This window comes from Bradyrhizobium sp. NDS-1, assembly GCF_032918005.1.
Classification (GTDB): Bacteria; Pseudomonadota; Alphaproteobacteria; order Rhizobiales; family Xanthobacteraceae; genus Bradyrhizobium; species Bradyrhizobium tunisiense.
On record NZ_CP136628.1, the window covers coordinates 5,811,419 to 5,834,576 of the forward strand.

At 64.1% G+C, this 23,158-nt stretch carries 19 protein-coding genes; 6 read left to right on the plus strand and 13 right to left on the minus strand.

What is annotated here, in order from left to right; all coding sequences use genetic code 11:
* Window positions 1–72 precede the first annotated feature (72 nt).
* Complete coding sequence (locus tag RX330_RS27080; RefSeq protein ID WP_212081114.1) at window positions 73–867, plus strand: enoyl-CoA hydratase/isomerase family protein; 795 nt, start codon at window positions 73–75, stop codon at window positions 865–867.
* Entirely contained in the window at window positions 864–1,469 is a 606-nt protein-coding gene (locus RX330_RS27085; protein ID WP_212081113.1) for a histidine phosphatase family protein, read from the plus strand. Before RX330_RS27080 ends, RX330_RS27085 begins: the two co-directional genes overlap by 4 nt.
* Window positions 1,470–1,531: 62 nt before the next feature.
* Here RX330_RS27085 and RX330_RS27090 read toward each other — a convergent pair whose 3' ends face one another.
* Window positions 1,532–3,250, minus strand: coding sequence for an IlvD/Edd family dehydratase (locus RX330_RS27090; protein ID WP_317240507.1), 1,719 nt, complete (start codon window positions 3,248–3,250; stop codon window positions 1,532–1,534).
* 825 nt (window positions 3,251–4,075) lie between these two features.
* Between RX330_RS27090 and RX330_RS27095 the strand changes: the two genes are divergently transcribed.
* Window positions 4,076–5,071, plus strand: a complete 996-nt coding sequence (locus RX330_RS27095; protein WP_317240508.1) for a hypothetical protein — start codon at window positions 4,076–4,078, stop codon at window positions 5,069–5,071.
* A 77-nt stretch (window positions 5,072–5,148) separates the two neighbouring features.
* Here the strand turns inward: RX330_RS27095 and RX330_RS27100 are convergent, their stop codons facing one another.
* Both RX330_RS27100 and RX330_RS27105 read right to left on the minus strand, forming a co-directional pair.
* The gene (locus RX330_RS27100) at window positions 5,149–5,574 is read right to left on the minus strand and encodes a hypothetical protein (RefSeq protein WP_212081853.1); all 426 of its coding nucleotides are present in this window, start codon (window positions 5,572–5,574) and stop codon (window positions 5,149–5,151) included.
* A 220-nt stretch (window positions 5,575–5,794) separates the two neighbouring features.
* Window positions 5,795–6,619, minus strand: a complete 825-nt coding sequence (locus tag RX330_RS27105) for an NAD-dependent epimerase/dehydratase family protein (protein ID WP_212081110.1) — start codon at window positions 6,617–6,619, stop codon at window positions 5,795–5,797.
* Between the two features lie 88 nt (window positions 6,620–6,707).
* Here RX330_RS27105 and RX330_RS27110 point away from each other — a divergent pair, with 88 nt between their 5' ends.
* A complete protein-coding gene (locus tag RX330_RS27110) occupies window positions 6,708–7,685 on the plus strand; it encodes an SMP-30/gluconolactonase/LRE family protein (protein WP_317240509.1) in 978 nt (325 codons plus the stop codon).
* Between the two features lie 198 nt (window positions 7,686–7,883).
* Here the strand turns inward: RX330_RS27110 and RX330_RS27115 are convergent, their stop codons facing one another.
* Both RX330_RS27115 and RX330_RS27120 read right to left on the minus strand, forming a co-directional pair.
* A complete protein-coding gene (locus tag RX330_RS27115) occupies window positions 7,884–9,314 on the minus strand; it encodes an aldehyde dehydrogenase family protein (RefSeq protein ID WP_212081108.1) in 1,431 nt (476 codons plus the stop codon).
* Between the two features lie 299 nt (window positions 9,315–9,613).
* Window positions 9,614–11,977 (minus strand): transketolase, encoded by a 2,364-nt coding sequence (locus tag RX330_RS27120; RefSeq protein WP_317240510.1) that lies wholly within the window; start codon window positions 11,975–11,977, stop codon window positions 9,614–9,616.
* A 134-nt stretch (window positions 11,978–12,111) separates the two neighbouring features.
* Here RX330_RS27120 and RX330_RS27125 point away from each other — a divergent pair, with 134 nt between their 5' ends.
* Complete coding sequence (locus tag RX330_RS27125) at window positions 12,112–12,573, plus strand: Lrp/AsnC family transcriptional regulator (RefSeq protein WP_317240511.1); 462 nt, start codon at window positions 12,112–12,114, stop codon at window positions 12,571–12,573.
* A 92-nt stretch (window positions 12,574–12,665) separates the two neighbouring features.
* On the plus strand, window positions 12,666–13,586 hold the full coding sequence (gene ppk2, locus RX330_RS27130; RefSeq protein ID WP_317240512.1) for a polyphosphate kinase 2: 921 nt from the start codon (window positions 12,666–12,668) through the stop codon (window positions 13,584–13,586).
* A gap of 47 nt (window positions 13,587–13,633) precedes the next feature.
* Here ppk2 and RX330_RS27135 read toward each other — a convergent pair whose 3' ends face one another.
* The 8 genes from RX330_RS27135 to RX330_RS27170 all read right to left on the minus strand — a co-directional run bounded on the left by RX330_RS27135 (window position 13,634) and on the right by RX330_RS27170 (window position 23,011).
* Window positions 13,634–14,713, minus strand: a complete 1,080-nt coding sequence (locus RX330_RS27135; RefSeq protein ID WP_317240513.1) for a zinc-binding dehydrogenase — start codon at window positions 14,711–14,713, stop codon at window positions 13,634–13,636.
* Window positions 14,714–14,772: 59 nt separating this feature from the next.
* Window positions 14,773–15,714: a DMT family transporter gene (locus tag RX330_RS27140; RefSeq protein WP_317240514.1), complete on the minus strand. Its 942-nt coding sequence runs from the start codon at window positions 15,712–15,714 to the stop codon at window positions 14,773–14,775.
* Window positions 15,715–15,901: 187 nt separating this feature from the next.
* Entirely contained in the window at window positions 15,902–16,741 is an 840-nt protein-coding gene (locus RX330_RS27145) for an aldo/keto reductase (protein ID WP_317240515.1), read from the minus strand.
* 45 nt (window positions 16,742–16,786) lie between these two features.
* On the minus strand, window positions 16,787–16,981 hold the full coding sequence (locus tag RX330_RS27150; RefSeq protein WP_317240516.1) for a hypothetical protein: 195 nt from the start codon (window positions 16,979–16,981) through the stop codon (window positions 16,787–16,789).
* A 141-nt stretch (window positions 16,982–17,122) separates the two neighbouring features.
* Window positions 17,123–19,825, minus strand: coding sequence for a molybdopterin-dependent oxidoreductase (locus tag RX330_RS27155; RefSeq protein ID WP_317240517.1), 2,703 nt, complete (start codon window positions 19,823–19,825; stop codon window positions 17,123–17,125).
* Window positions 19,826–19,852: 27 nt separating this feature from the next.
* On the minus strand, window positions 19,853–21,070 hold the full coding sequence (locus tag RX330_RS27160; RefSeq protein ID WP_375847628.1) for an NAD(P)/FAD-dependent oxidoreductase: 1,218 nt from the start codon (window positions 21,068–21,070) through the stop codon (window positions 19,853–19,855).
* A 10-nt stretch (window positions 21,071–21,080) separates the two neighbouring features.
* On the minus strand, window positions 21,081–21,509 hold the full coding sequence (locus RX330_RS27165) for a globin family protein (protein ID WP_212081099.1): 429 nt from the start codon (window positions 21,507–21,509) through the stop codon (window positions 21,081–21,083).
* 122 nt (window positions 21,510–21,631) lie between these two features.
* Window positions 21,632–23,011, minus strand: a complete 1,380-nt coding sequence (locus tag RX330_RS27170) for an MFS transporter (RefSeq protein WP_317240518.1) — start codon at window positions 23,009–23,011, stop codon at window positions 21,632–21,634.
* Between the last annotated feature and the right edge of the window lie 147 nt (window positions 23,012–23,158).

A 23,158-nucleotide genomic window follows, 5' to 3' on the forward strand; every position in this document is an offset into this window, starting at 1 on the left:
GGCCCGGGGATTGTCACCCCGTGCCTTCTGCGATTTAGTTGCTGCTAATCACCTCCTGCCGGAGATTTCCAAATGAGTGCGCCCGCCTCCCAGCCCGATGATCCCGCCCTGCTGCGGATCGACGGCCCGATCGCGACCATCACGCTGAACCGTCCCGCCGCGTTCAACTCCATCAACCTCGCCATCGCGCAGAAGCTCGAGCAGCTCGCGGCCTCCATCGAGAGCGACGACAACATCCGCGTCGTCGTGCTCGAAGGCGAAGGCCGCGCGTTCTCGGCCGGTGGCGATCTGCAGACGATCGGGGCGGCCGCCGAAGCGGGTACGGTGACGCCGGTCGTCGGCGAACTCTTGAAGCACTATCACGCCTTCATCGAGATCATCCGCCGCATGCCGAAGATCTCGCTGTCGAGCGTGCACGGCTCGGCCGCCGGGGCTGGCATGGGCCTTGCCTTCGTCACCGACCTCTGCATCGCCGCGGACGACGCAAAATTCACGCCGGCCTATGCCAAGATCGGGGTGTCGCCCGACGGCGGCTCGACGGTCGGCATCGTCGGCACGGTCGGCTCCCGCCGCGCGCTGCAGCTCTTCCTCGCCGAGGACAATTTCAGCGCGCAGCAGGCCCATGAATGGGGTCTCGTCGCCAAGGTCGTTCCCGCCGCGGAATTGAAGGCGGCCACGCGAAAACTCGCCGAGCGTCTCGCGCAGAACCCGCCGGCCGCAATCGCCGGCACCAAGCAGCTGGTCTACCAGGCCGCCACCACGGCGGTGAAGCAACAGTTGGATGCCGAGGAGCACAAGATCATCATGGCGATGAACACGCAGGAATTCCGCGTTGCGGTGAAGAAGTTCACGAGCAAGTCGAAGTGACGCCCGCGCGCGGTTTCTACGGACTTCGCCACGGCGCAACCGACTGGAATCGCAAGGGGCTATTCCAGGGCCGGACGGACAACGCGCTGAACGAGGACGGCCTGCGGCAAGCGCAGGAGGCAGCCCAGATGTTACGCGGCGTCGGCATCAGCCGCATCATCGCAAGCCCGCTGGTCCGCGCGGTGCGGACCGCCGAGATCATCGCAAACGCAATCTCGGTGCCGCTCGCGATCGACGACGGCATCGTCGAGTTCGATTTCGGCAGCTTCGAGGGCCTCCCCGTCCGCGATCTCATGATCAAGCACGGCGTCACATCGGCGACGGGCCTCGTGTCGATCCTTCCGACCGACGGAGAAAACTGGGATGCCATGGCCGGACGGTCGCTGGCTTGCGTCTCCGCTTGGCTCGAGCGACATCCCGGCGACGACCTGCTGTTCGTCTGCCACGATGCGGTGATGCAGGCCATGGCGAACGCGCTGTGCGGCAGCTATTTCAAGAACAGCCATGGCGTGCCGTTCCGCTACGTCTGCGAGGCCGGGCAATGGCGGATCGAGCAAGTCGCTACGGCGGACAGATATGGCCCGTCCCCGCCGGCGACTTGAGGCAGCCGACCGATTTCGGCGCCCGCCGCTCGTGCGGTCCGAACGTTCGTTCGAAGGGTTGATCAGCCCTTCTCGGTCTTCTTCCCGTTCCTCTGCATGAAGTCGAAATCGCAGCCCTCGTCGGCCTGCATGATGGTCTCGTGGAACAGCCAGGCGTAGCCGCGCCGCGCGTCTTCCGGCGCAGCAGCCGGCTTCAGCATAGCGCGGCGCTGTTCGAGTTCGGCTGCGTCGACCAGCAGCTCGATGCTCCGCCTGGCAACGTCGAGGCGGATCATGTCGCCGTTCTGCACCAGCGCCAGAGGCCCGCCGACGGCAGATTCCGGCGTGATGTGCAGCACGATGGTGCCGAACGCGGTACCGCTCATGCGCGCGTCCGAAATGCGCACCATGTCCTTGGTACCGCCGCGCGCGAGCTTCTTCGGAATCGGCAGATAGCCGGCCTCGGGCATTCCGGGCGCACCCTTGGGGCCGGCATTGCGCAGCACCAGCACGTCGTCGGCGGTCACATCGAGATCGGGATCGTCGACCCGCAAGGTCATGTCCTCGACGGATTCGAACACGACCGCCCGCCCGGTGTGCTGCAACAGCCTGGGGCTCGCGGCCGATTGCTTGATCACCGCACCGCGCGGCGCGAGATTGCCCTGCAGGACAGCGAGGCCGCCCTCTTTCTTGATCGGATTGTCGCGCGAGCGGATCGCGTCCTGGCCGGGCACGTCCTCGGCATTCGCGACGACGTCGCGCAGCGCCTGGCCTGAGATGGTGTTGGCGTCGAGGTCGACGAGATCGCCGAGTTGCGCCAGCAATTTCGGCACGCCGCCGGCGTGGTGGAAGTGCTCCATGTAATGTTCGCCGGACGGCTTGAGGTCGACAAGCACCGGCACCTCCCGGCCAATCTGGTCGAACACTTCGAGGTCGAGCCGGTGTGGCGAGCGATGTGCCATCGCGGTCAGATGGATCAGGCCGTTGGTCGAGCCGCCGATTGCCTGAAGTACCACCTGCGCATTTTTGAAAGACGCCGGCGTCAAGAGCTCGCTCGGCTTCGGCCCTTTCGCCTTCGCCATCTCGGCCGCCACCTTGCCGCTCGCCTCGGCCAGGCGGAAACGCTCGGCATGCGGCGCCGGGATCGTCGCGCTCATCGGCAGCGACAGGCCCATGGCCTCGATCATGCAGGCCATGGTCGAGGCCGTGCCCATCACCATGCAGGTGCCGACCGATGGCGCCAGGCGCCCGTTCACCGCCTCGATCTCAGCATCGTCCATCTCGCCGGCGCGATATTTGGCCCAGAGGCGGCGGCAATCGGTGCAGGCCCCTAACACCTCGCCCTTGTGATGACCGACGACCATGGGACCGACCGGAATGACGACGGTCGGCAGGTCAGCGCTGATCGCTGCCATCACCTGCGCCGGCAACGTCTTGTCGCAGCCCCCGATCACGATCACCGAATCCATCGGCTGTGCCCGGATCATCTCCTCGGTGTCCATCGCCATCAGGTTGCGCAGATACATCGATGTCGGATGCGCAAAGCTCTCGGCGATGGAGATGGTCGGGAACACGAACGGCATCGCGCCCGACAGCATCACGCCGCGCTTGGCGGCTTCGATAATCTGAGGGACGTTGCCGTGGCAAGGATTGTAGTCGCTATAGGTGTTGGTGATGCCGACGATCGGGCGTTCCAGCGCGTCGTCGGAATAGCCCATGGCCTTGATGAACGCCTTGCGCAGGAACAGCGAGAAGCCGGCATCGCCATAGCTGGTCAGTCCCTTGCGCAAACCACTCGTCATCATGCCACTCCTTCCAGCTTACCATCGTGGTATCCCCTCAGGTTGGATTGTCAATAAGATCGACCCAAACAGTCGCACGCTACGGCACCTTCCGTCGCTTCGAGCGCCAAGCGTTGATGATGCGGGCGCGGCATCGTTCGCCACGAGAAACATGTCGCCGCAACCGTTGCGGTTCTACTCCACGGACGAAGGTGCGGCAGATCTTCGGGATCAGGAAGATGTCGACACGCAACTGCCCGGAGCAATCGCATGAAGCACCCGGCTTCCCGATCGCAGCGGCCTTCAGCCCTTGCCGCGGAGTATGTCGGGTACGACCAGCCCGCTTTCATGAATCCCGACGTCACGTTCAGCACATCCTCCTCGGAACATTTGAAAGCGCGCAGCAGTCGGACATGCGCTGGTCGATCCTGACAGGCCACATTCGAGGCATAGTGTTCAGTTGGGGCCGGCGCACCGGGTTATGTTTGCGGAGGTGTCGAGGCAAGAGACAAGTCCGGCCGGTTCAGCGCTCGCTTCGGTGGTCCCCACGCGCGCCAGGATCAATTTCCGTCTCGGCACCGGCGATCGCAGACCGGTCACAGAGTCGGTGCAGCCAGATTTCGGGTTCCTAATCAGGTCGGCCTCCGGGACCGGGCTTGCATGTCGTGCCTGGCGCGCCCCAGCCTCAGGCAAGCGATGGAAGCGGGAACCTACCCCCGGCAGCCGCGACATTTGAACGCAACTAAGAATGACTCGCAACAATTGCATCACGGCCTGTTCCGTGGAATCTTTTGCGAATGACTTGCATTTGCATAGCTCCGGCTTGGCCTGGGAGCATCCCGATGCATGCATCGCGGAGATTTGGGTGAGGGTGGATCGTTCGTGCCTAGAAAATTGAGCTTCCCACGCGCCGCTGCAGTCGCAGCGATGTTCGCTGGTCAACTGGCGAGCTGCGTTTCAGCCTTGGCCGAGGATAAGTCGAAGCCGGTGCCTGGCAGCTCGCAGAGCCATCGCACTCCGAAGCCGACGCAAAGCCTGCCATCAGCCCACGTGGACATCGACACCGAGCACATCTTCGGCTTCAGCATGGGCTCCGATATCGGCAATCCGGGAGACATCGAGGTCGAGTTCGAGAATGTCGGCGCGTTCGGAAAGCGTTCGGGCACTTACGCAGCCTGGGCCAATCTCAATCAGGTCAAATACACGGTGTCGGATAATTTCCGGATCGCACCCGGGTTTTCGCTGAGCGGACAGCACATCAAGGGCGTGCCGGGACTTGCCGATCATCGGGATATCGCTTTCAGCGGCGCAGCGCTCGAGCTGCGCTACAAGCTGGTCGACCGCACAGTCGCGCCGTTCGGATTGACCCTCCACGCGCAGCCCGGCTGGAGCCGGATCGACGACGGCAGCGGCATGCATATCGCCCAATATGGCGGTGAATTCGCCGCGCTGTTCGACAGCGAACTGATCAAGGACAGGCTGTTTGCGGCTTTCAACGTCTGGTACGCGACGGGCGGAACGCGCGAAATCGCGACGAACCTGTGGCGGCACGATTCCGAGATGCAGCTCCAGTCCGCGATATCTTATGTGTTGACGCCCGACCTCGTGCTCGGCCTCGGCGTTCGCTACGCGCGGGCCTATGACGGTGGCGCGCTGAACCGCTACGTAGGCGATGCTGTCTTCGCGGGGCCCACCTTCTCCTACACCATCTCGAAGGAGGTCGGCATCTCCGGCACCTGGCAGATGCAGGTTGCGGGCAACGCCGTCGGCGACGGCCGCAGCCTCAATCTCGAGCAGTTCGAGCGGCATCAGGCGTTGTTGCGCATCAACCTGCATTTCTGATGTCGACCGCCGCGACGCTGAAGGTTTTCTCCACTCCCGCCGACCGATCTGCGGGCCGGCTGGAGCGCTGACTATCGTCAATACCGTCTTAGCAGACCGCGCCCCACGCCGGCCTCGCCATAATCGGCGCAGGCTCTCCTTGGGTCTTTGATCAACTCTGCCCGAACGCGCCTGAACGTTTTGCTGGCCGCTTCGGACACCTCGGGGCGAAACTTGGTGAAATCGTAAGTGTCGCCGTCACGCGCCTTGATGGCAGCCGAATAGGCGTCAATCATGGCCATCGCTGCATCAGGGCTGCCGAGCATCCGGGCGCCGAGTTGAACACTGCCGGCACCATCGACCTCGTAACCGACGCAGCGCTGCTCGAGCACCACGGACGCGGTGACGAGCTGGTCGAGAAACGTCGCCTCGGCATTGCTCAGCGTTGCGGCTTGCACCGGCCCGGGCACGAGTCCCGACACGATCATCGCGAGCATCGCGACATCAGACATTTTGATTTTCATTGTCGTGGCACTCGAATTGCGCTCGCGCATATCGAGAACCCCAGCGATTCTTCGGTGTTGACCTAGATCAACGGGAACGCCGTGTATGTTTTGCCCGCGGCCAAGTCATGCACCCGAACGCGTCATTGCGAGCGCAGCTAAGCAATCCAGAGTCGTTTGCCGCGGAGGGATTGAGGAGTGCTTTGCTGCGTTCGCAATCAGGATGATGCTCCAGCGAGGACTACCGCTTATTCCAGTCGATCACGCGACTTGTATCAGCGTCGAACTCCATGCTGCAGAATGTACCGCCCTGAAAGTAATCACCGACCGGGTCCGGCTTCAGCTTGGCCTGCTCCGCCATTGCATGCTCGCGGAAATCTTCGGCCCGGCCCGTGGGGCGATAGCCGAATTCGTAGGCACGGTGATTGTCCCACCAGGCGCGTTCGTTGAAGGAAGCGCCGTAGAAGACTTCGAAATGGATGTCGGGATGCTCGAGCCCGATGCGGCAGAGCTGCACGAGGTCATCGGGCTTGAGCCAGATCGAGAGCCGGCGCTGGTCGAGCGGCATGTCGCCGAAATTGCCGATGCGCAGGCAGGTGACCTTCATGCCGTGCTTGTCGGCGTAGAGCGCGCCGAGAGCCTCGCCGAACACCTTGCTGACGCCATAGCGGCCGTCGGGACGCGGGGTGACGTCGGCGCCGATCTTGTGGTGGCGCGGATAGAAGCCGACGGCGTGGTTCGACGAGGCGAACACGACGCGCTTGACGCCCTTCCGGTAGGCGGCCTCGAACAGATTGTAGCCGCCGATGATGTTGGCCTGGAGGATTTGATCCCAGGTACCTTCGACCGAATAGCCGCCGAAATGGAGGATGCCGTCGACGCCCTCGCAGATCGCCTCGCACTGCGCGAGATCGGCGAGGTCTGCCGCCTTGAACTTTTCGTTCGCGCCGAGATCGGCGGGCGGCTTGATGTCGGAAAGCAGGAGATCCGGATAGATCGGCGGCAGCAATTTCCGCAGGCTCGTACCGATTCCGCCCGAAGCTCCCGTCATCAAAATGCGTGGCATGTCTTCCTCACCTGTAGTGGCCGATTTGCGGACACGTGTCCCTAATGATAGCAGGATTGTCCAGAGGGAACGAAACGAGAGAACCGACATGAATGAGGCATCGTCCCACTCCCAGGAACGTCCGGGCTGGCGGCCGGCGACCTATTACCCCGATCCCGCGATCAAGGCGCTCGATCCCCGCTTCGAAAAATACTGGCTGAAGCTTTCGGCGGTGGAACGGTTGGCGACCGGCCTGCGCTGGGCCGAAGGCCCGGTATGGTTCGGCGACGGGCGCTATCTCCTGTGCAGCGACATCCCGAACCAACGCATCATCAAATGGGACGAGGAGACCGGCGCGGTCTCCGTGTTTCGCAAGCCTTCGAATTTCGCCAACGGGAACACCAGAGATCGCCAGGGCCGGCTCGTCACATGCGAGCATGGCGGCCGCCGCGTAACTCGCACCGAATATGACGGTAGCATCACCGTGCTGATGGACTCGTTTGGCGGCAAGCGGCTGAACTCGCCGAACGACGTCGTGGTGAAGTCCGACGGCTCGATCTGGTTCACCGATCCGACCTTCGGCCTGCTCGGCAATTACGAGGGCTACAAGGCCGAGCCGGAGATCGAGCCGAACGTCTATCGGTTCGATCCCGCGACCGGCAAGGCGACCATCCTCGCCGAGGGCGTGCTCGGTCCGAACGGGCTGTGCTTCTCGCCGGACGAGAAGATCCTGTACGTCGTGGAATCCCGCGGCGTGCCGAACCGCAAGATCCTCGCTTATGACGTTTCGCCTGACGGCACCTCGATCTCCAACAAGCGCGTCCACATCGATGCCGGCCCGGGCACGCCTGACGGCATGCGCTGCGACGTCGACGGCAATCTCTGGTGCGGCTGGGGCATGGGCGATCCCGAGCTCGACGGCGTCGTGGTGTTCGCGCCCGACGGCGTCATGATCGGCCGCATCGCCCTACCCGAACGCTGCGCCAATGTCTGCTTCGGTGGCGTCAAGCGCAACCGCCTGTTCATGGCGGCAAGCCAGTCGATCTACGCGCTGTATGTGAACACGCAAGGCGCGGCGGGGGGATAGGCGCCTGCTCTTCCCCGTCATTCCGGGGCGCGCCAGCTTCGGCGCGAGCCCGGAATCCATCGTGCGACGGTCTCTGTGGATGAATGGATTCCAGGCTCGTCGCTTCGCGACGCCCCGGAATGACAAAGAGAGAGATGCGAAAATAAAACGCCGGAGCGGCTTCCCGCTCCGGCGCTATGTTTGTTCAGACGCTAAAGCTTACGCCGCGTTGAAGCCGGCGACCGCCTTCACTTCGAGGAAGTCCTCGAGGCCGTACTTGCCCCACTCGCGGCCATTGCCCGACTGCTTGTAGCCGCCGAACGGTGCGGTGCGGTCGTTGGGGACGCCCTGGAGATTGACGTTACCCGCACGGATCTGCCGGCCGACGCGCTTGGCGTCCTCGACCGAAGCGCCCGTGACGTAGCCGGCGAGCCCATAGGGCGTGTCGTTGGCGATGTGCACGGCTTCGGCTTCGTCCTTGGCACCGATGATGGTCAGCACCGGTCCGAAGATCTCTTCACGGGCGATCGTCATGTCGGGAGTGACGTCGGCGAAGATGGTCGGACGGACATAGAAGCCCTTGTTGACGCCCTCGGGCAGGCCCGGGCCGCCGGCGACGAGAGTTGCGCCCTCGTCGATGCCCTTCTTGATCAGGCCCTGGATCTTGTCCCACTGGCCGCGGTTGACGACCGGACCGATGGTGGTGCCTTCAGCGCGGGGATCACCGGCCTTGGTCTTGTCGGCGACGGCCTTCGCGATCGCGGCGACTTCCTTCATTTTCGACAGCGGCACAATCATGCGCGAGGGCGCGTTGCAGGACTGGCCGGAGTTGTTGAACATGTGCATCACGCCGCCGGTCACCGCCTTCGTGAGGTCAGCACCTTCGAGGATGACGTTCGGCGACTTGCCGCCGAGTTCCTGGCTCACGCGCTTCACGGTCGGCGCAGCACGCTTCGCTACATCGATGCCGGCGCGGGTCGAGCCGGTGAAGGAGATCATGTCGATGTCAGGGTGCTCGCTCATGGCGGCGCCGACCTCGGGGCCGAGGCCGTTGACGAGGTTGAACACGCCCTTCGGCACGCCGGCTTCATGCAAGATTTCCGCGAAGATCAGCGCAGAGGTCGGCGTGAACTCCGACGGCTTCAGGATCATGGTGCAGCCGGCGGCCAGCGCGGGCGCAACCTTGCAGGCGATCTGGTTCAGCGGCCAATTCCAGGGCGTGATCATGCCGACCACGCCGATCGGCTCGCGCAGCACCATGGCGGTGCCGACCGGCTCCTCGAAATGATAGTTCTTGAGCACGTCGAGCGTGGTCATGAGATGACCGAGGCCGGCACCGGCCTGGAGCTTCTCCGCCATCGGCAGCGGCGCGCCCATCTCGTCGGAGACCGCAGCACCGATCTCCTTGAGACGGCCCTTGTAGATCTCGATGACTTTCGAAAGCAGCGCGACGCGCTCCTCGCGGCTGGTCTGGGAGAACGTTACGAAGGCGCGCTTGGCGGCGGCGACGGCCTTGTCCACGTCGGCCTTGGAGCCCAGCGCAACCTCGTACATCGCCTCTTCCGTCGCGGGGTTGACCACGGCGGTGGACTTCTTGACGGCGGGATCGACCCAGGCGCCGTCGATGTAGAATTGCATGCGATTGACCATCGTTAACCTCTTCTTGGGGGCATGTGGGGGCGTTTCGGCAGGCATCCTTGCACGAAAGCGCCGGCAATTGAACCCGCCATATGCGGGGCCAGCGTTGCGGCGGACGCGCGGAATATGGGACGCGATTTGGAGCGAAGCAAGCGGCCATGGGTCCCGGCTCGGCGTCGCGTCATTTCATGCCGCAACGCGTCCGGGACACGAGATTATAACGAGTCCAGACTCTCACGTGCCCCGGACGCAGCGCAGCGCTACTTCAGCGGTGCGCTGCAGAGCCGGGGCCCATGCGGGGGTTACCCCGACTACACCGCCATCTTCCGATGCAACACGGGCGCGCCGGTGGTGAGGCTTTCGGCCGCATCGATGATCGCATTCGCATCGATGCCGTAGTGCCGGTACAGGTCAGCGATGGTGCCGGTCTGGCCGAACTGCTCGACGCCCAGCGCCTCGACGCGGTGGCCACGGACGCTGCCGAGCCAGCCGAGGGCGGAGGGATGCCCATCGATCACGGTCACGATGCCGCAATCGCGCGACAGCGGCGCCAGCAATTTCTCGATGTGGCTGAGATGCTGCACGCCGCGACGGTCGCGCCGCAATTTTCGCGCAGCGGTCCAGCCTGAATGGAGTCGATCTGCCGAGGTGATCGCGAGCAGGCCGATGTCGCGCCGGCTCTCGCCGATGAAGCCGGTCGCCTCGATCGCCTCCGGCGCGACCGCGCCGGTATAGGCGATCACGAGTTCGGCATTCGGCCCCGGCTTGCGCAGCCAATAGGCGCCCTCGGTGACGCCCTGCGCAAGCTCCGGCGTCATGATCCGCTGCGCCTGCTCGATGCTGCGCGTCGAGAGCCGCAAATAGACCGAGCCGCCCTCGCCCGGCTCGCGCTGCATATGGTTGAAGCCCCAACCCATGATCACGGCGAGCTCGTCGACGAAGGCCGGCTCGAACGCGGCGAGCCCGTCCTGTGCCATGCCGATCAGGGGCGTTGCGATCGACTGGTGCGCGCCGCCTTCAGGCGCCAGCGTGATGCCTGATGGCGTCGCGGCCACCATGAAGCGCGCATCCTGGTAGCAGGCATAGTTCAGCGCATCGAGGCCGCGCTCGATGAAGGGATCGTACAGCGTGCCGACGGGCAACAGCCGCTCGCCGTTGATCTGGTGCGACAGGCCGAGCGCCGAGAGCATGATGAACAGGTTCATCTCGGCGATGCCGAGCTCGAGATGCTGGCCCTTGGGTGAGGCGTCCCAGTTGTAGGTGGACGGAATTTTCTCACTGCGGAATAAGTCCGCCTTCTCGGCGCTGGCGAACAGGCCGCGCCGGTTCACCCAGGGGCCGAGATTGGTCGAGACCGTGACGTCCGGCGAGGTCGTCACGATGCGCTTTGCCAGTTCGCTGTCGCCGCGGGCGATCTCGTTCAACACGAGGCCAAACCCCTGCTGGGTCGACATCTGCGGCGACGGCTTGAACGCGAGCTGCGGGGGCACCTCGACAACCGGCGCGGTCAGGCGGCGGCCGTCCTGGTTGAACGGCACGCGCGCGAGGAAGGCGTCAAGCTCGCCTGCGGATTGCGGGAGGCCCTCGTATTTGTCCCACTCATGACCGGGTCGAATGTTCTGGCTGTCGCGATATTTCTCCATCTGCGCGACCGTCATCAGGCCGGCATGGTTGTCCTTGTGACCCTGGAACGGCAGACCGACGCCCTTGATGGTGTAGGCGATGAAGCAGACCGGGCGATCGTGGTCGATGGACTCGAACGCCTCCAACATGCTCGCCATGTCGTGGCCGCCCAGATTGGACATCAGCGCCAGCAATTCCTCGTCGCTGCGCTTGTCGATCAGTTGCGTGATCTGGCCCTGGTCGCCGATCTCGTCGTGCAGGTGCTTGCGGAACGCAGCGCCGCCCTGGAAGCACAGCGCGGCATAGAGTGCGTTCGGGCAATTGTCGATCCAGCGCCTGAGGGCCTCGCCGCCGGGTTCGGCAAAGGCCTCGCGCATCAGGCGACCGTATTTCACGATGACCACGTCCCAGCCGAAATTGCGGAACATGGTCTCGAACTTTTCCCAGAGACCTTCGCGCACCACCGCATCGAGCGACTGCCTGTTGTAATCGACCACCCACCAGGTATTGCGCAGGCCGTGCTTCCAGCCCTCCGCGAGCGCCTCGAAGATGTTGCCTTCGTCCATCTCGGCATCACCGACCAGGGCAATCATGCGCCCTTCGCGGCGATCCTTCATCCAGCCATGCGCCTTGACGTAGTCCTGCACCAGCGACGAGAACAGCGTCTGCGCGACGCCGAGGCCGACCGAGCCGGTGGAGAAATCGACGTCGTCGACATCCTTGGTGCGCGAGGGATAGGATTGCGCGCCCTTGAAGCCGCGAAAATTCTCAAGCTTCTCGCGGCTCTGCCGGCCGAACAGATACTGGATGGCGTGGAACACCGGGCTCGCATGCGGCTTCACCGCGACGCGATCCTCAGGTTTCAGCACGTGGAAATACAGCGCCGACATGATGGTCGCGAGCGAGGCGGACGAGGCCTGGTGGCCGCCGACTTTGAGGCCATCCGCGCTCGGGCGGATGTGGTTGGCATGGTGGATGGTCCATGACGACAGCCACAGCGCCTTGCGGGCCAGAGCGTTCAGGGTGTCGAGACGGGTGGAATCAACGGGCATGGCAATGCTCCCGGCAACAGGTACCGCCGATGATACGCCCGCGGGCGGCGGTAAACTTCTCAATTTATCGCGCAATACCCGCTGATATTGGGATACCATACCAATATCGTCCAGAATATGCAGGTTTCATCCCAATGCCAGAGCTCGACACCATCGACCGCAAAATCCTCGCGCTGCTCCAGGCCGACAGCCGCATGACCATGCAGGAGCTCGCCGACAAGGTCGGGCTATCGGTCTCGCCCTGCCACCGGCGGGTCAAGCTCCTGGAGGAGCGCGGCGTCATCTCGCGATACATTGCGACCGTCGACCAGAAGGCGCTCGGGCTGCACGTCAGCGTGTTCATCTCGATCAAGCTGGCGCGGCAGAAGGAGGAGGACCTCAACCGCTTCGCGCGCGCGATCTCGAAATGGGACGAGGTGCTGGAGTGCTATCTGATGACGGGCAACCGCGACTACCTGCTGCGCGTGGTGGCGGCCGATCTCGCCTCCTACGAGACGTTCCTGAAGACCAAGCTGACACGGCTCGACGGCATCGCCTCGATCGAGTCCAGCTTTGCGCTCAGCCAGGTGAAATATTCGATCGCGCTGCCGGTGTGACCGGCGTCAGCGGGATTGCACGTTGTCACATGGGCGCAACAAACCCCGCCGATGGTCGTTGTGACTGGTAATTCGAGCCGAGAGATGGACCCATGACCGCATCCGATCGCAAATCCCAGATGTCCAAGCGCGAGCGCATCATCCAGGAACTGGCCGACGATCTCGACGAGGAGCTGGAGATGGAGCTGGATGATACCCGTCTCGACGAGCTCCTGGACGAGACCGAAACGCTGAGCCCGACGGTCGATCGCAGGCTCTATTTCCGGGAACTGCTTCGCCTTCAGGGCGAACTGGTCAAGCTCCAGGACTGGGTGCAGAGCGAGAAGAAGAAGGTCGTCGTGCTGTTCGAGGGCCGCGATTCCGCCGGCAAGGGCGGCGTCATCAAACGCATCACCCAGCGGCTCAATCCCCGCATCTGCCGCGTCGCGGCGCTCCCTGCTCCGAACGAACGCGAGCGAACGCAATGGTACTTCCAGCGCTACGTCGCGCATCTGCCGGCCGGCGGCGAGATCGTGCTGTTCGACCGCAGCTGGTACAACCGGGCGGGCGTCGAGCGCGTGATGGGCTTCTGCACGGAGGACGAATATCAGGAGTTCTTCAAGACCGTGCCCGAGTTCGAGCGCATGCTGATCCGCTCCGGCATCATCTTGGTCAAATACTGGTTCTCGATCACCGACGACGAGCAGCAGTTCCGCTTCACCATGCGCATCAAAGATCCGCTCAAGCAGTGGAAGCTGAGCCCGATGGACGTCGAATCCCGCAGCCGCTGGGAGGCATACACCAAGGCCAAGGAGACGATGCTCGAATACACGCACCTGCCGGATTCGCCCTGGTGGATCGTCGATGCCGTCGACAAGAAGCGCGCCCGCCTCAACTGCATCGCGCATCTGCTCAGCCAGATCCCCTACCAGGAGGTGTCGCGCGCGCCCGTGGTGCTGCCGCCACGCGTCCGCAATCCCGACTATCAGCGCGGTCCGGTTCCGCCGGAAATGTACGTGCCGGCGAAGTACTGAGTAGGTCTTGTAGAGTGGGTAAAGCGCCTTTGCACCCTACAAGAGCGTCACCGCCACGGCTGCACGATGATCTTGGTGTGCGCCTCTGGGTTGGCAAGATCGGCGAACGCCTTTGCGACGCCGTCGATGCCGACCTCGGCCGTCACCATCGCCGCCGCGTCCACCTGCCCTTCCGCGATCAGCCGCAGCGAGCCTGCGAACTCCTCCGGCGTATAGCCCAGCACGTATTGGACGTTGAGCTCCTTCATGATGCCGAGCATCGGCTCGTTTCTGTCGCTCTCCATGCAGACGCCGACCACGACGATTTTGGCATCGCGCGGGGCGCCCTCGAAAACCTGCTGCAACAGCCCGGGCACGCCGACGCATTCGAAGATGATGGCAGGCTTCAGCGCCGGCAGCATGGCCTGGAACGGCGGCCGCGCCGCTTTCTCCGCGTCGGACATCTGCGCGTGCTCCGCCCAGGTCGCATAGGGTTGCGACACCTTGGGATCGACGACGATGTCCGCGCCAAGCTTGGCGGCGAGCGCGCGGCGCGCCGGCGAATAGTCGGCAGCGATGATCGGATGCAGGCCCTTGATCCTCAGCGCCGCAATCACCGCAAGCCCGACCGGCCCGCAGCCGATCACCAGCGGCACCTCGCCGCCACGGATATTGGCTTTCGCCACAGCGTGGACGCCGACCGCGAGCGGCTCGGTCAGCGCGGCGTGTTCCGGCGCGAGACCGTTGGGCACTTCGAGCAGCAGCGCTTCGCTGAGCAGCATCGCCTCGGCATAGCCGCCGATATTGTCGTTGGAGTAGCCGATGCCCTCGATGCCCTGCGGCGTCACCAGCGCCGGCAGCGAGCAGACGCGCGTACCCGGCTTGAACTTGCGCGCGGTACCGGCTCCGTAGTCGACGATCTCGCAGCAGAACTCGTGGCCGAACACGACGTCGCGCGACAGATCCATCGGCTTGCGCCCGGTCTTCCGCGCCATCTCCACCATGCGGTGAGCATGCTGACGCGCATGCAGATCGGAGCCGCAGATGCCGCAGGCGAGCGTCTTGACCAGCACCTGGCCGAGCCCCGGCGTCGGTTCGGCCATCTGTCCCACGACAATCTCACCGTTCCTGAAAATCGCAGCGCGCATTCGGCTCCTCCCTTATCGTTGGAGCCGTTGATAGCACGAAGCGGACGCGCGGACTTGCGTCAGGGGTTCGGGGAACGCTCTTCCAGCACCAGCAGTTGGGCCCGACGCACTCGCTCGCGATGGGCGATGTAGAGGCCGCTCGCAACGATGAAGGCCGCGCCGACGATGGTCCAGAGATCAGGCACTTCGCCGAAGATAAAGAAACCCAAAATGCTGACCCAGAGCAGCTGCGTGTAGGAGAACGGCGCCAGCACCGAAGCATCGCCATAGCGGTAGGCCAGCACGATGATCCACTGGCCGACGGTCGAGGCAACGCCGATCACGATGCCGAGCCCGATTGCGGTCCAGCTCGGTGTGACCCAGACGAACGGCACCATCACGCTGAGGATCACAACGCCCGTCAGCGCCGAATAGGCCATGGTGGTGAGGACGGCCTCTCGGCCGCTCATCATGCGCGTCAGGATCAGCGCGGCAGCCCAGCAGAACGCCGAGATGATCGGGAAGAATGCGGCGGCATGAAAAGCACTCGTGCCCGGCCGCAGGATGATCAGCACGCCGGTCAAGCCAATGCCCGTGGCGATCCAGCGGCGCATGCCGACCTTCTCGCTCAGGAAGATGATCGACAGCGCGGTGACGAACAACGGCGAGACGAACCCGGTGGCGGAGGCTTCCGCGATGGGGAGGAAACTCAAGCCCGTGATGAAGAACAGCGAGGAGCCCAGCAACGCGGCGCCACGCATCAGCTGCAAGCCAAGACGCTCGGTGCGCATCGCATGCAGCGGCGAGCCCGGCATCATCACCGGCGTGAACAACAGCGCGAAGGTGACGAAGCGGATCCAGGTGATCTCGATCGACGGCAGGCTGGTCGACAGGTATTTCGCGGTGACGTCGGAGCAGCCGAGAAAGATCGTCGACAACAGCACCAGCGCAATGCCTTTGAAGGGATGATCGACGCGCGCGAGCGCGCGGCGAGCCTTCTGCTTCTTCTCCGGCGCGGGCATGGGAATACTATCGAGCCTTGCGGCTACGGCGGGCGGCGGTGTCACTGTGGGAACCCGGCAAAATGCGAATCGAGAACAGTCGTAAAAAACGACAATTGCGCCGCGTTCACAACTTCCGAAAACAGGATGCCGATATGCGCCGGCCGCCGCGCGCGTCAATGCTCCGTTAATAATGAGCCTTTGTGCATTACAGCATGGGCAGGCCGCGCGGCTTCGGCCCGCGCGGAAACGCCGCATCGAGCGCGGAAATCTCCTCTTTCGTCAGCACGAGATCACCGGCCCCGGCATTCTCGCCGGCATGTTCTGCGGACGACGCCTTCGGGATCGCGAACACCGTAGTTGCACGGGTGAGAAAGCTCAGCGCGACCTGACGCGGCGTCACGCGACGCGCCTCCGCAATCTTCGCCAGCACAGCGCCGCCCTTGCTGCGCGCATCCGGGAAATCGTCGTGGCCGAACGGTGAATAGGCAACCACGGCGACGCCATTCCGCTCGCACCAGGGGATCACCGCGTGTTCGATCGCGCGTTCCTTGAGGTGATAAAGCACCTGATTGCAGGCGATGCGGCCTTCGCCGGCGACCTCGAGAATCTCGTCGAGATCGTCGACGTCGAAATTGGAAACGCCCCAGGATTTGACCTTGCCTGACGTCACCAGCTCCTCGAACGCAGCGACGGTGTCTTCCAGCGGATAAGAACCGCGCCAGTGCAGGAGATAGCAATCGAGACGGTCGGTGTTCAGCCGCTTCAGTGAGCGCTCGCAGGCGGTGATCGTTCCGCGGCGCGAAGCGTTGCTCGGCAGCACCTTGGAGACCAGGAACACCTCATCGCGCCGGCCAGCAATGGCGTCGGCAATCACGAGCTCTGCATCGCCATACATCTCGGCGGTGTCGATGTGGGTCATGCCGAGATCGAGCCCGCGCCGAAGGGCCGCGATCGCGCGCTCGCGATCGCCGTGGTCGAGATACCAGGTGCCCTGCCCGATCACGGAAACACTGGTGCCGGTCCTGCCGAAGGGTCTGGTGTTCATGTTCGCTCCGCTGTCGTTCTTCTGCTCAGGCAACCGTTACCAGGTTCAGGAGTTCAATCCGCTGACATCGGCGACCAGCACGCTGCCGGTCGACGACTCCGTGATGTAGGGCCTGTCTGTCCTGGCGCCACCATCACCGTTGGAGGCAAGGTGCAGATCGCCCTTGCGGCGGACCTTGTCGGGCATGGTGAAGCAGAGCCTGGTCTCGATCAGGCGCGGCGGCGTTTCCATATGCATCATTGTTGTTGTGGTTGTTGGCTGGCGGGACGCGCAGCAGCATAGGACACAAACGAGCGCGCGTCGATTGGCGGCGGGCAAGGCCGGGTCCACGCTAGATCATGTCCCGGACGTGCTGCGCAGCATCCGAGGCACGAGACCTACCTACCCCACCGCGCTTGCGATCTTCGCTTGCTTCATCGGCACGTCCGTCGTCGCGATCAGCCGCTTCAACTCGGGGATGCAGGAGCCGCAATTGGTGCCGGCCTTGAGCTTGGCCCCGATTTCGGCGGCCGTGCGTGCGCCGGTGGCGATGCTGTTGCAGATGGTGTCGCGGCCGACGCCGAAGCAGGCGCAGACGATCGGTCCGCCAGAAGCGGCCCCCTCGCCGGACTTGCCCGACAGCAGCATGCGACGCTGATCGTCGGTGACGTGGTCGGCCACGAACAGGCTCTTCACCACCTCCCAATCGCCCGCATCATGCGCGGGTCCCACGAACAAGCAGGTTTCGATGCGGTCGCCCGCGAAAGACGCGGCGCGATAGACCCCGCCGCCGAAGTCGCGATAGTCGGCGACGTCCTCGCCGGCGACGCCCTCCAGCCAGGCCGGCCAGCGCGAAAGGTCCGCATTGTCGGCAAAGAGATAGCCGAAGCCGTCGGCGACAGTGACGCGGGTCCATAACAGGTTCGGTGGCAGATCGAGTTGTTTCCGCGACAAAGCAAAGCCGCGGAAGACATATTCGTAAGGTGCGATCGCGGCCGGCGTCGCCTTGGACTCGGGCTGGCCCGAGAACGGATCGGTGAACGACTGCACCAGCGACCCGACGCGGCCATGCGAGCTATTCATCGCGCTCCAGTGGATCGGGACGAACAGCGTGCCGCGCTGCTGGCGGTCGCTGACCACGGCCTTCAGGATGCACTGGCCGTAGTCGGTGGTGATGCGGGCATAGCCATCATGGACGATGCCGTACTTGCTGGCGTCGTCGGGGTGGATCTCGACGAAGGGCTCGGGCAGATGCGCGCCCAGCCGCTGGCTGAGACCCGTACGCGTCATGGTGTGCCACTGGTCGCGGATGCGTCCGGTGTTGAGCCTGAGGGGACGTGAGGCGCCGGTCTCGCTCCGCAGCGACGGCACCTCCGGCGCAACGAAGCGGCCCTTGCCGTCATTGGTGAAGAAGCCGCCGCTCGCGAAGAAACGATCGCTCGGCGCGCCGCCTTCGCGTACCGGCCATTGCACCGGCTTCAACGCGTCGAAGGCTTCGTCGGACAGCAAGGTCAGTGCGCTGATGTCGAAATCACGGCTGCCGTCGTTCTCGAAGGCCGAGAGCGCGGCATGCTCGCGAAAGATGTCGGCGGCGGATTTGTAGTTGAAACTATCGCCGAAGCCAAGACGTTTGGCGGTCTCGCTCAAAATCCACCAATCGGGACGTGCCTCGCCCGGCGCCGGCAAGAACGAACGCTGGCGCGAGATGCGGCGCTCGGAGTTGGTGACCGTGCCCGACTTCTCACCCCAGGCCAGCGCGGGCAGCAGCACATGCGGCCCCGCCTCGACGGTGTCGTTGGAGAGCACGTTCTCGGAGACCACGAACAGTTCGAGCTTCTTCAACGCCTCGCGCACAAAGTCCGCATCCGGCAGCGACACTGCCGGGTTGGTGCCCATCACCCAGAGCGCCTTAACCTCGCCGCGATTGATGGCCTCGAACAGCTGCACCGCCTTCAGCCCCTCATGGGTGGCGATGTGCGGGGCCTTCCAGAACCGCCTGACGCGATCGATGTCAGGCGGCGTGAAGCCCATATGAGCAGCGAGCATATTGGCGAGGCCGCCGACCTCGCGGCCGCCCATGGCGTTGGGCTGGCCGGTGAGCGAGAACGGCGAGGCGCCTGGCTTGCCGATACGCCCGGTGGCGAGATGGCAGTTCAGGATCGCATTGACCTTGTCGGTGCCCTGCGCCGACTGGTTGACGCCCTGTGAATAGAGCGTGACGACCTTCTCGGTGTCGCGGAACATCTTGAAGAAATCGGCGACGTCCTGCTCGGAGAGGCCCGTGGCGAGCGCGGTCGCGGTGGCGCTGCCGGCAATGCTCCGGGCGCGCGCCAGCGCCTCGTCGAAGCCTGACGTGTTCTGCGCGATGTAGTCCCGGTCCAGCGCGCCGTTGTCGGCGAGATGGACCAACAGGCCACAGAACAGCGCGGTGTCGGTGCCGGGCTTGAGCCCCAGGAACAGATCGACGTCATCGGCAGTGTCGGTACGACGCGGGTCGATCACGATCATGCGCGCGCCACGCTCCTGCCGGTTCTTCAGCATGCGCTGGAACAGCACCGGATGACACCAAGCCGCGTTCGAACCGACGAAGACCAGCAAATCGGCGTGGTCGAGATCCTCGTAGCAGCCGGGCACGGTATCGGCGCCGAAGGCGCGGCGATGGCCGGCGACCGACGACGACATGCAGAGCCGAGAATTGGTGTCGACATTGGCGGTGCCGAGAAAGCCCTTCATCAGCTTGTTCGCGACGTAGTAGTCCTCGGTCAGGAGCTGGCCGGAGAGATAGAACGCGACTGCGTCGGCGCCGTCGCGCGCAACGATGTGCTGCATGCGATGGGCGACGTGGTCCAGTGCATCGCTCCAGGCGACACGCTCCAGCACGCCCTTGCAGCGGATCATCGGATAGAGCAGACGGCCTTCCAGCCCGACGGTCTCGCCGAGCGCGGAGCCCTTGGAGCACAGCCGGCCGAAATTGGCGGGGTGATCAGGGTCGCCGGCGATCGCAGCCCCGCCCTTGCCGTCCGGTGTTGCCAGCACGCCGCAGCCGACGCCGCAATAGGGACAGGCCGTCCTGGTGGCACGAAGCGTGGGATCGATCACCGTCATATCAGGCTGCCTTATCAAGCTGGCGTGTCATGCCGCCTTGGAGGGACGCGCGAGCGCGCGGCCGAACATCATGTCGGTGCGGATCGCCGCCACCTTGTCGCGATTGCGGATCAGCTCGAGATACCAGAGCGCATCGACGGTATCGCCGATCAGCACGGCGCCGGTGAGCCGTCCGTCCGCGATGACGAGCTTCTTGTAGGTTCCGCGCCTGCGATCGGTCAGCACGAGGCTTTCGCTGCCCTCCCCGCCCATGAAATCGCCGGCGGAAAACACGCTGACGCCGGAGACCTTCAGATTGGTCGAAACCACGCTGCCCTGATAGGAAGCAGGACGTCCGGCGAGATGCCGCGCTAGCACGCGCGCCTGCTCGTAGGCGGGCTCGACGAGGCCGTAGCAGGTGCCGTGATGCTCGGCGCATTCGCCGAGCGCGAAGATGTCGGGCGAGGACGTCTGCATGACGTCGTTGACGACGATGCCGCGATTGACCGCGATCCCCGCCTCTTTCGCCAGCGCCGCGCTCGGTTTGATGCCGGCCGCGAAGATCACGGCATCGGCCTCGATGCGGCTGCCGTCGGCAAGCTCGACGGCTTCGACATGATCATCGCCATGGATGCGTGCGGTCGAGGCGTTGAGCAGGATGCGGATGCCCTTGCGCTCGACCAGCGTCTTGAGCAGGTCGGCGGCCGGCCCGTCGAGCTGACGCTCCATCAGCCGGTCCATGAGGTGCAGCAGCGTCACCGGCGCGCCGGCCTTGGCGAGGCCGTAAGCTGCTTCAAGTCCGAGCAGGCCGCCGCCGACGACAACGACGCGCTTCTTGGCCGCGGCAAGCGTCAGCAACAGGTCGACGTCGCGGGTGTCGCGAAAGGTGTGCACGCCGGCGAGATCGGCGCCCGGCACCTTGAGCCGCAGCGGCGTCGATCCCGTGGCAAGCACGAGCTTGGAATATTCCATGCTCTCTTCGCCTTCGATCTTCAGCTCGCGGCGGCCGACATCGATCTCGGTGACGCGATAGCCGTAACGCACGGTGACGCCGCGATTCCGCCACCAATCCGCCGGCCGGAGTTCGATCTCGTGCGAGCCGGTCTCGCCGGCCAGCACGGATGAGAGCAGCACGCGATTGTAAGCGAGCCGCGGCTCCTCGCCGATAACGGCGACCGCGTAGCGGCCGAGGGCGGTCTTGGCGAGCTCGTCGACCAGACGCGCGGCCGCCATACCGTTACCGACGATGACCAGCGGTTCACTCACGAGGCATCTCCTATTCAGCGGCCTGCGGCTGCGCGCCGTAGGCTTCGGACATCATGTAGCCGGACAGCACGCCGTAGACATCGGTCCACGCTTTTGCGAGTTCGGGCGTCCAGTCTTCACCGAGCCCCTTCTCCAGGGTCCACAGCAGGGCCGCGCCGACCACGGGGTAGTGCTCGGCCTTGGCGCCATAGGCGACATGGCGCTTGGCGAGCACCGAGGCTGAGGGAAGGATCGAGTTCAGGTTCGACAGGCCACCGACAACGGCAGCGAGCATGCCCATCAGCTTCTTGCGCTGCTCGGTCATGTCCTCGGGAAACATCGTGCGCACGGACGGCGCCATCTCGAAAAGACGATCGTAGAACAGCACCGCAGCCTGCGCTGAAATCGGTGCGACCTTGGCGAAGCTCTGCTGGACGAGGGCGATCTGTTCTGGCGTCATGCTGTTCTCCTGTCTGTTTCGGTCTGCCTTCGCCCGCGCCGTTGCGGAAGAAGTTCATGGGTCAAACGTCATCAGAGGGACTTCTCCCCGCGTACGGGGAGAAGCGAGATTCGTACCAAGTATTAGACCCTTGCTTCGGCAAGGCTTGCCGCCCCTTCACCCTGCGGGCTGCGACGCAGGTAGAACCACCAGGTCAGAGCGAGACAGGAGGCGTAGAAGGCGAGATAGATCGCGAGCGCGAGCTGCGGCCCGCCGGTGATGGCGATCGACTTGCCGAAGCCGGTCGGGATCAGATAGCCGCCGACGGCCCCGATGGCGCCGATGAAGCCGACCGCTGCACCGCTCTCGATGCTCGCCGTCTTGAGCGCCAGCGCGCGCGCCGTGTCGCCCTTGCCGCGCACCTTGAACAGATTCTCCTCACGGAAGATCGAGGGGATCATGCGATAGGTCGAGCCGTTGCCGATACCGGTCGTCACGAACAGGATCAGGAACATCGACAGGAAGCCGATGAAATCCTTCTGCCCGACGAAGTAGAGCACGCCGACCGTCGCGCCCGCCATCACGATGAAATTCCAGAACGTGATGATCGAGCCGCCGATCTTGTCCGCAAGCCAGCCGCCGAGCGGACGCGACAGCGAGCCAACCAGCGGGCCCAGGAATGCGATGGCAATCGTGACCTGCGGGAACTGGGTCTTGATCAGCAGCGGAAATGCAGCGGAATAGCCGATGAAGGATCCGAACGTGCCGATATAGAGGTATGCCATGATCCAGGTGTGCTTGCGCTTCACGATCGCTAGCTGGTTCTTCACCGACGATTTCGCCGTGGTGAGATTGTTCATGAAGAACACGGCGCCGAACACCGCGATCGCGATCGGCAGCACCCACATCAGCCCGGCGTTCTGGAGGAAGATGCCGTCGACCGGCGTTGCCTGGAACAGGTTGAAGACGGCGAGCGTCATCAGGATCGGGGTCAGGAGCTGTACGCTGGAGACGCCGATATTGCCGCCGGCGGCGTTGAGGCCCAGCGCCCACCCCTTCATCCGGTCGGGGAAGAAGAACGAGATGTTGGTCATGCTGGAGGCGAAATTGCCGCCGCCCAGACCCGCGGTCGAGGCGACCAGCAGCATCAGCCAGAACGGCGTATCGGGCTGGCTCACGAAATAGGCAAGCGACAGCGTCGGAATGAACAGGATCGCCGCACTGAAGATGGTCCAGTTGCGACCGCCGAAGGTCGTCACAGCGAAAGTGTAGGGAAAGCGCATCAAGGCGCCGATTAGGCCTGGCACCGCCACGAGCTGGAACAGCTGGTCGGTGGTGTAGTGGAAGCCTGCCTGCGGCAGCTTGGTGGTGACGATGCTCCAGATCAGCCAGACCGAAAAGCCGATATGCTCGGCGACGATCGACCAGATCAGATTGCGTCGCGCGATAGACTTGCCAGTCGCATTCCAGAATGCCTCATCTTCGGGGCGCCAGTCTGAAATCCAAGTTGGATTCTTCGTCATTGAGTATCCCTTCCAGGCTCACCGCTGCGTCGTTGCAGGCTCTGCCTCACATGGAGGCGCGCTCCGAGGCTTCACCCCGGTGGCGAGTTCACGATGCTGATTGATGGTGTTGAGGGACGTCGTCGTTGGCGTCGCGCAAAGACGTTT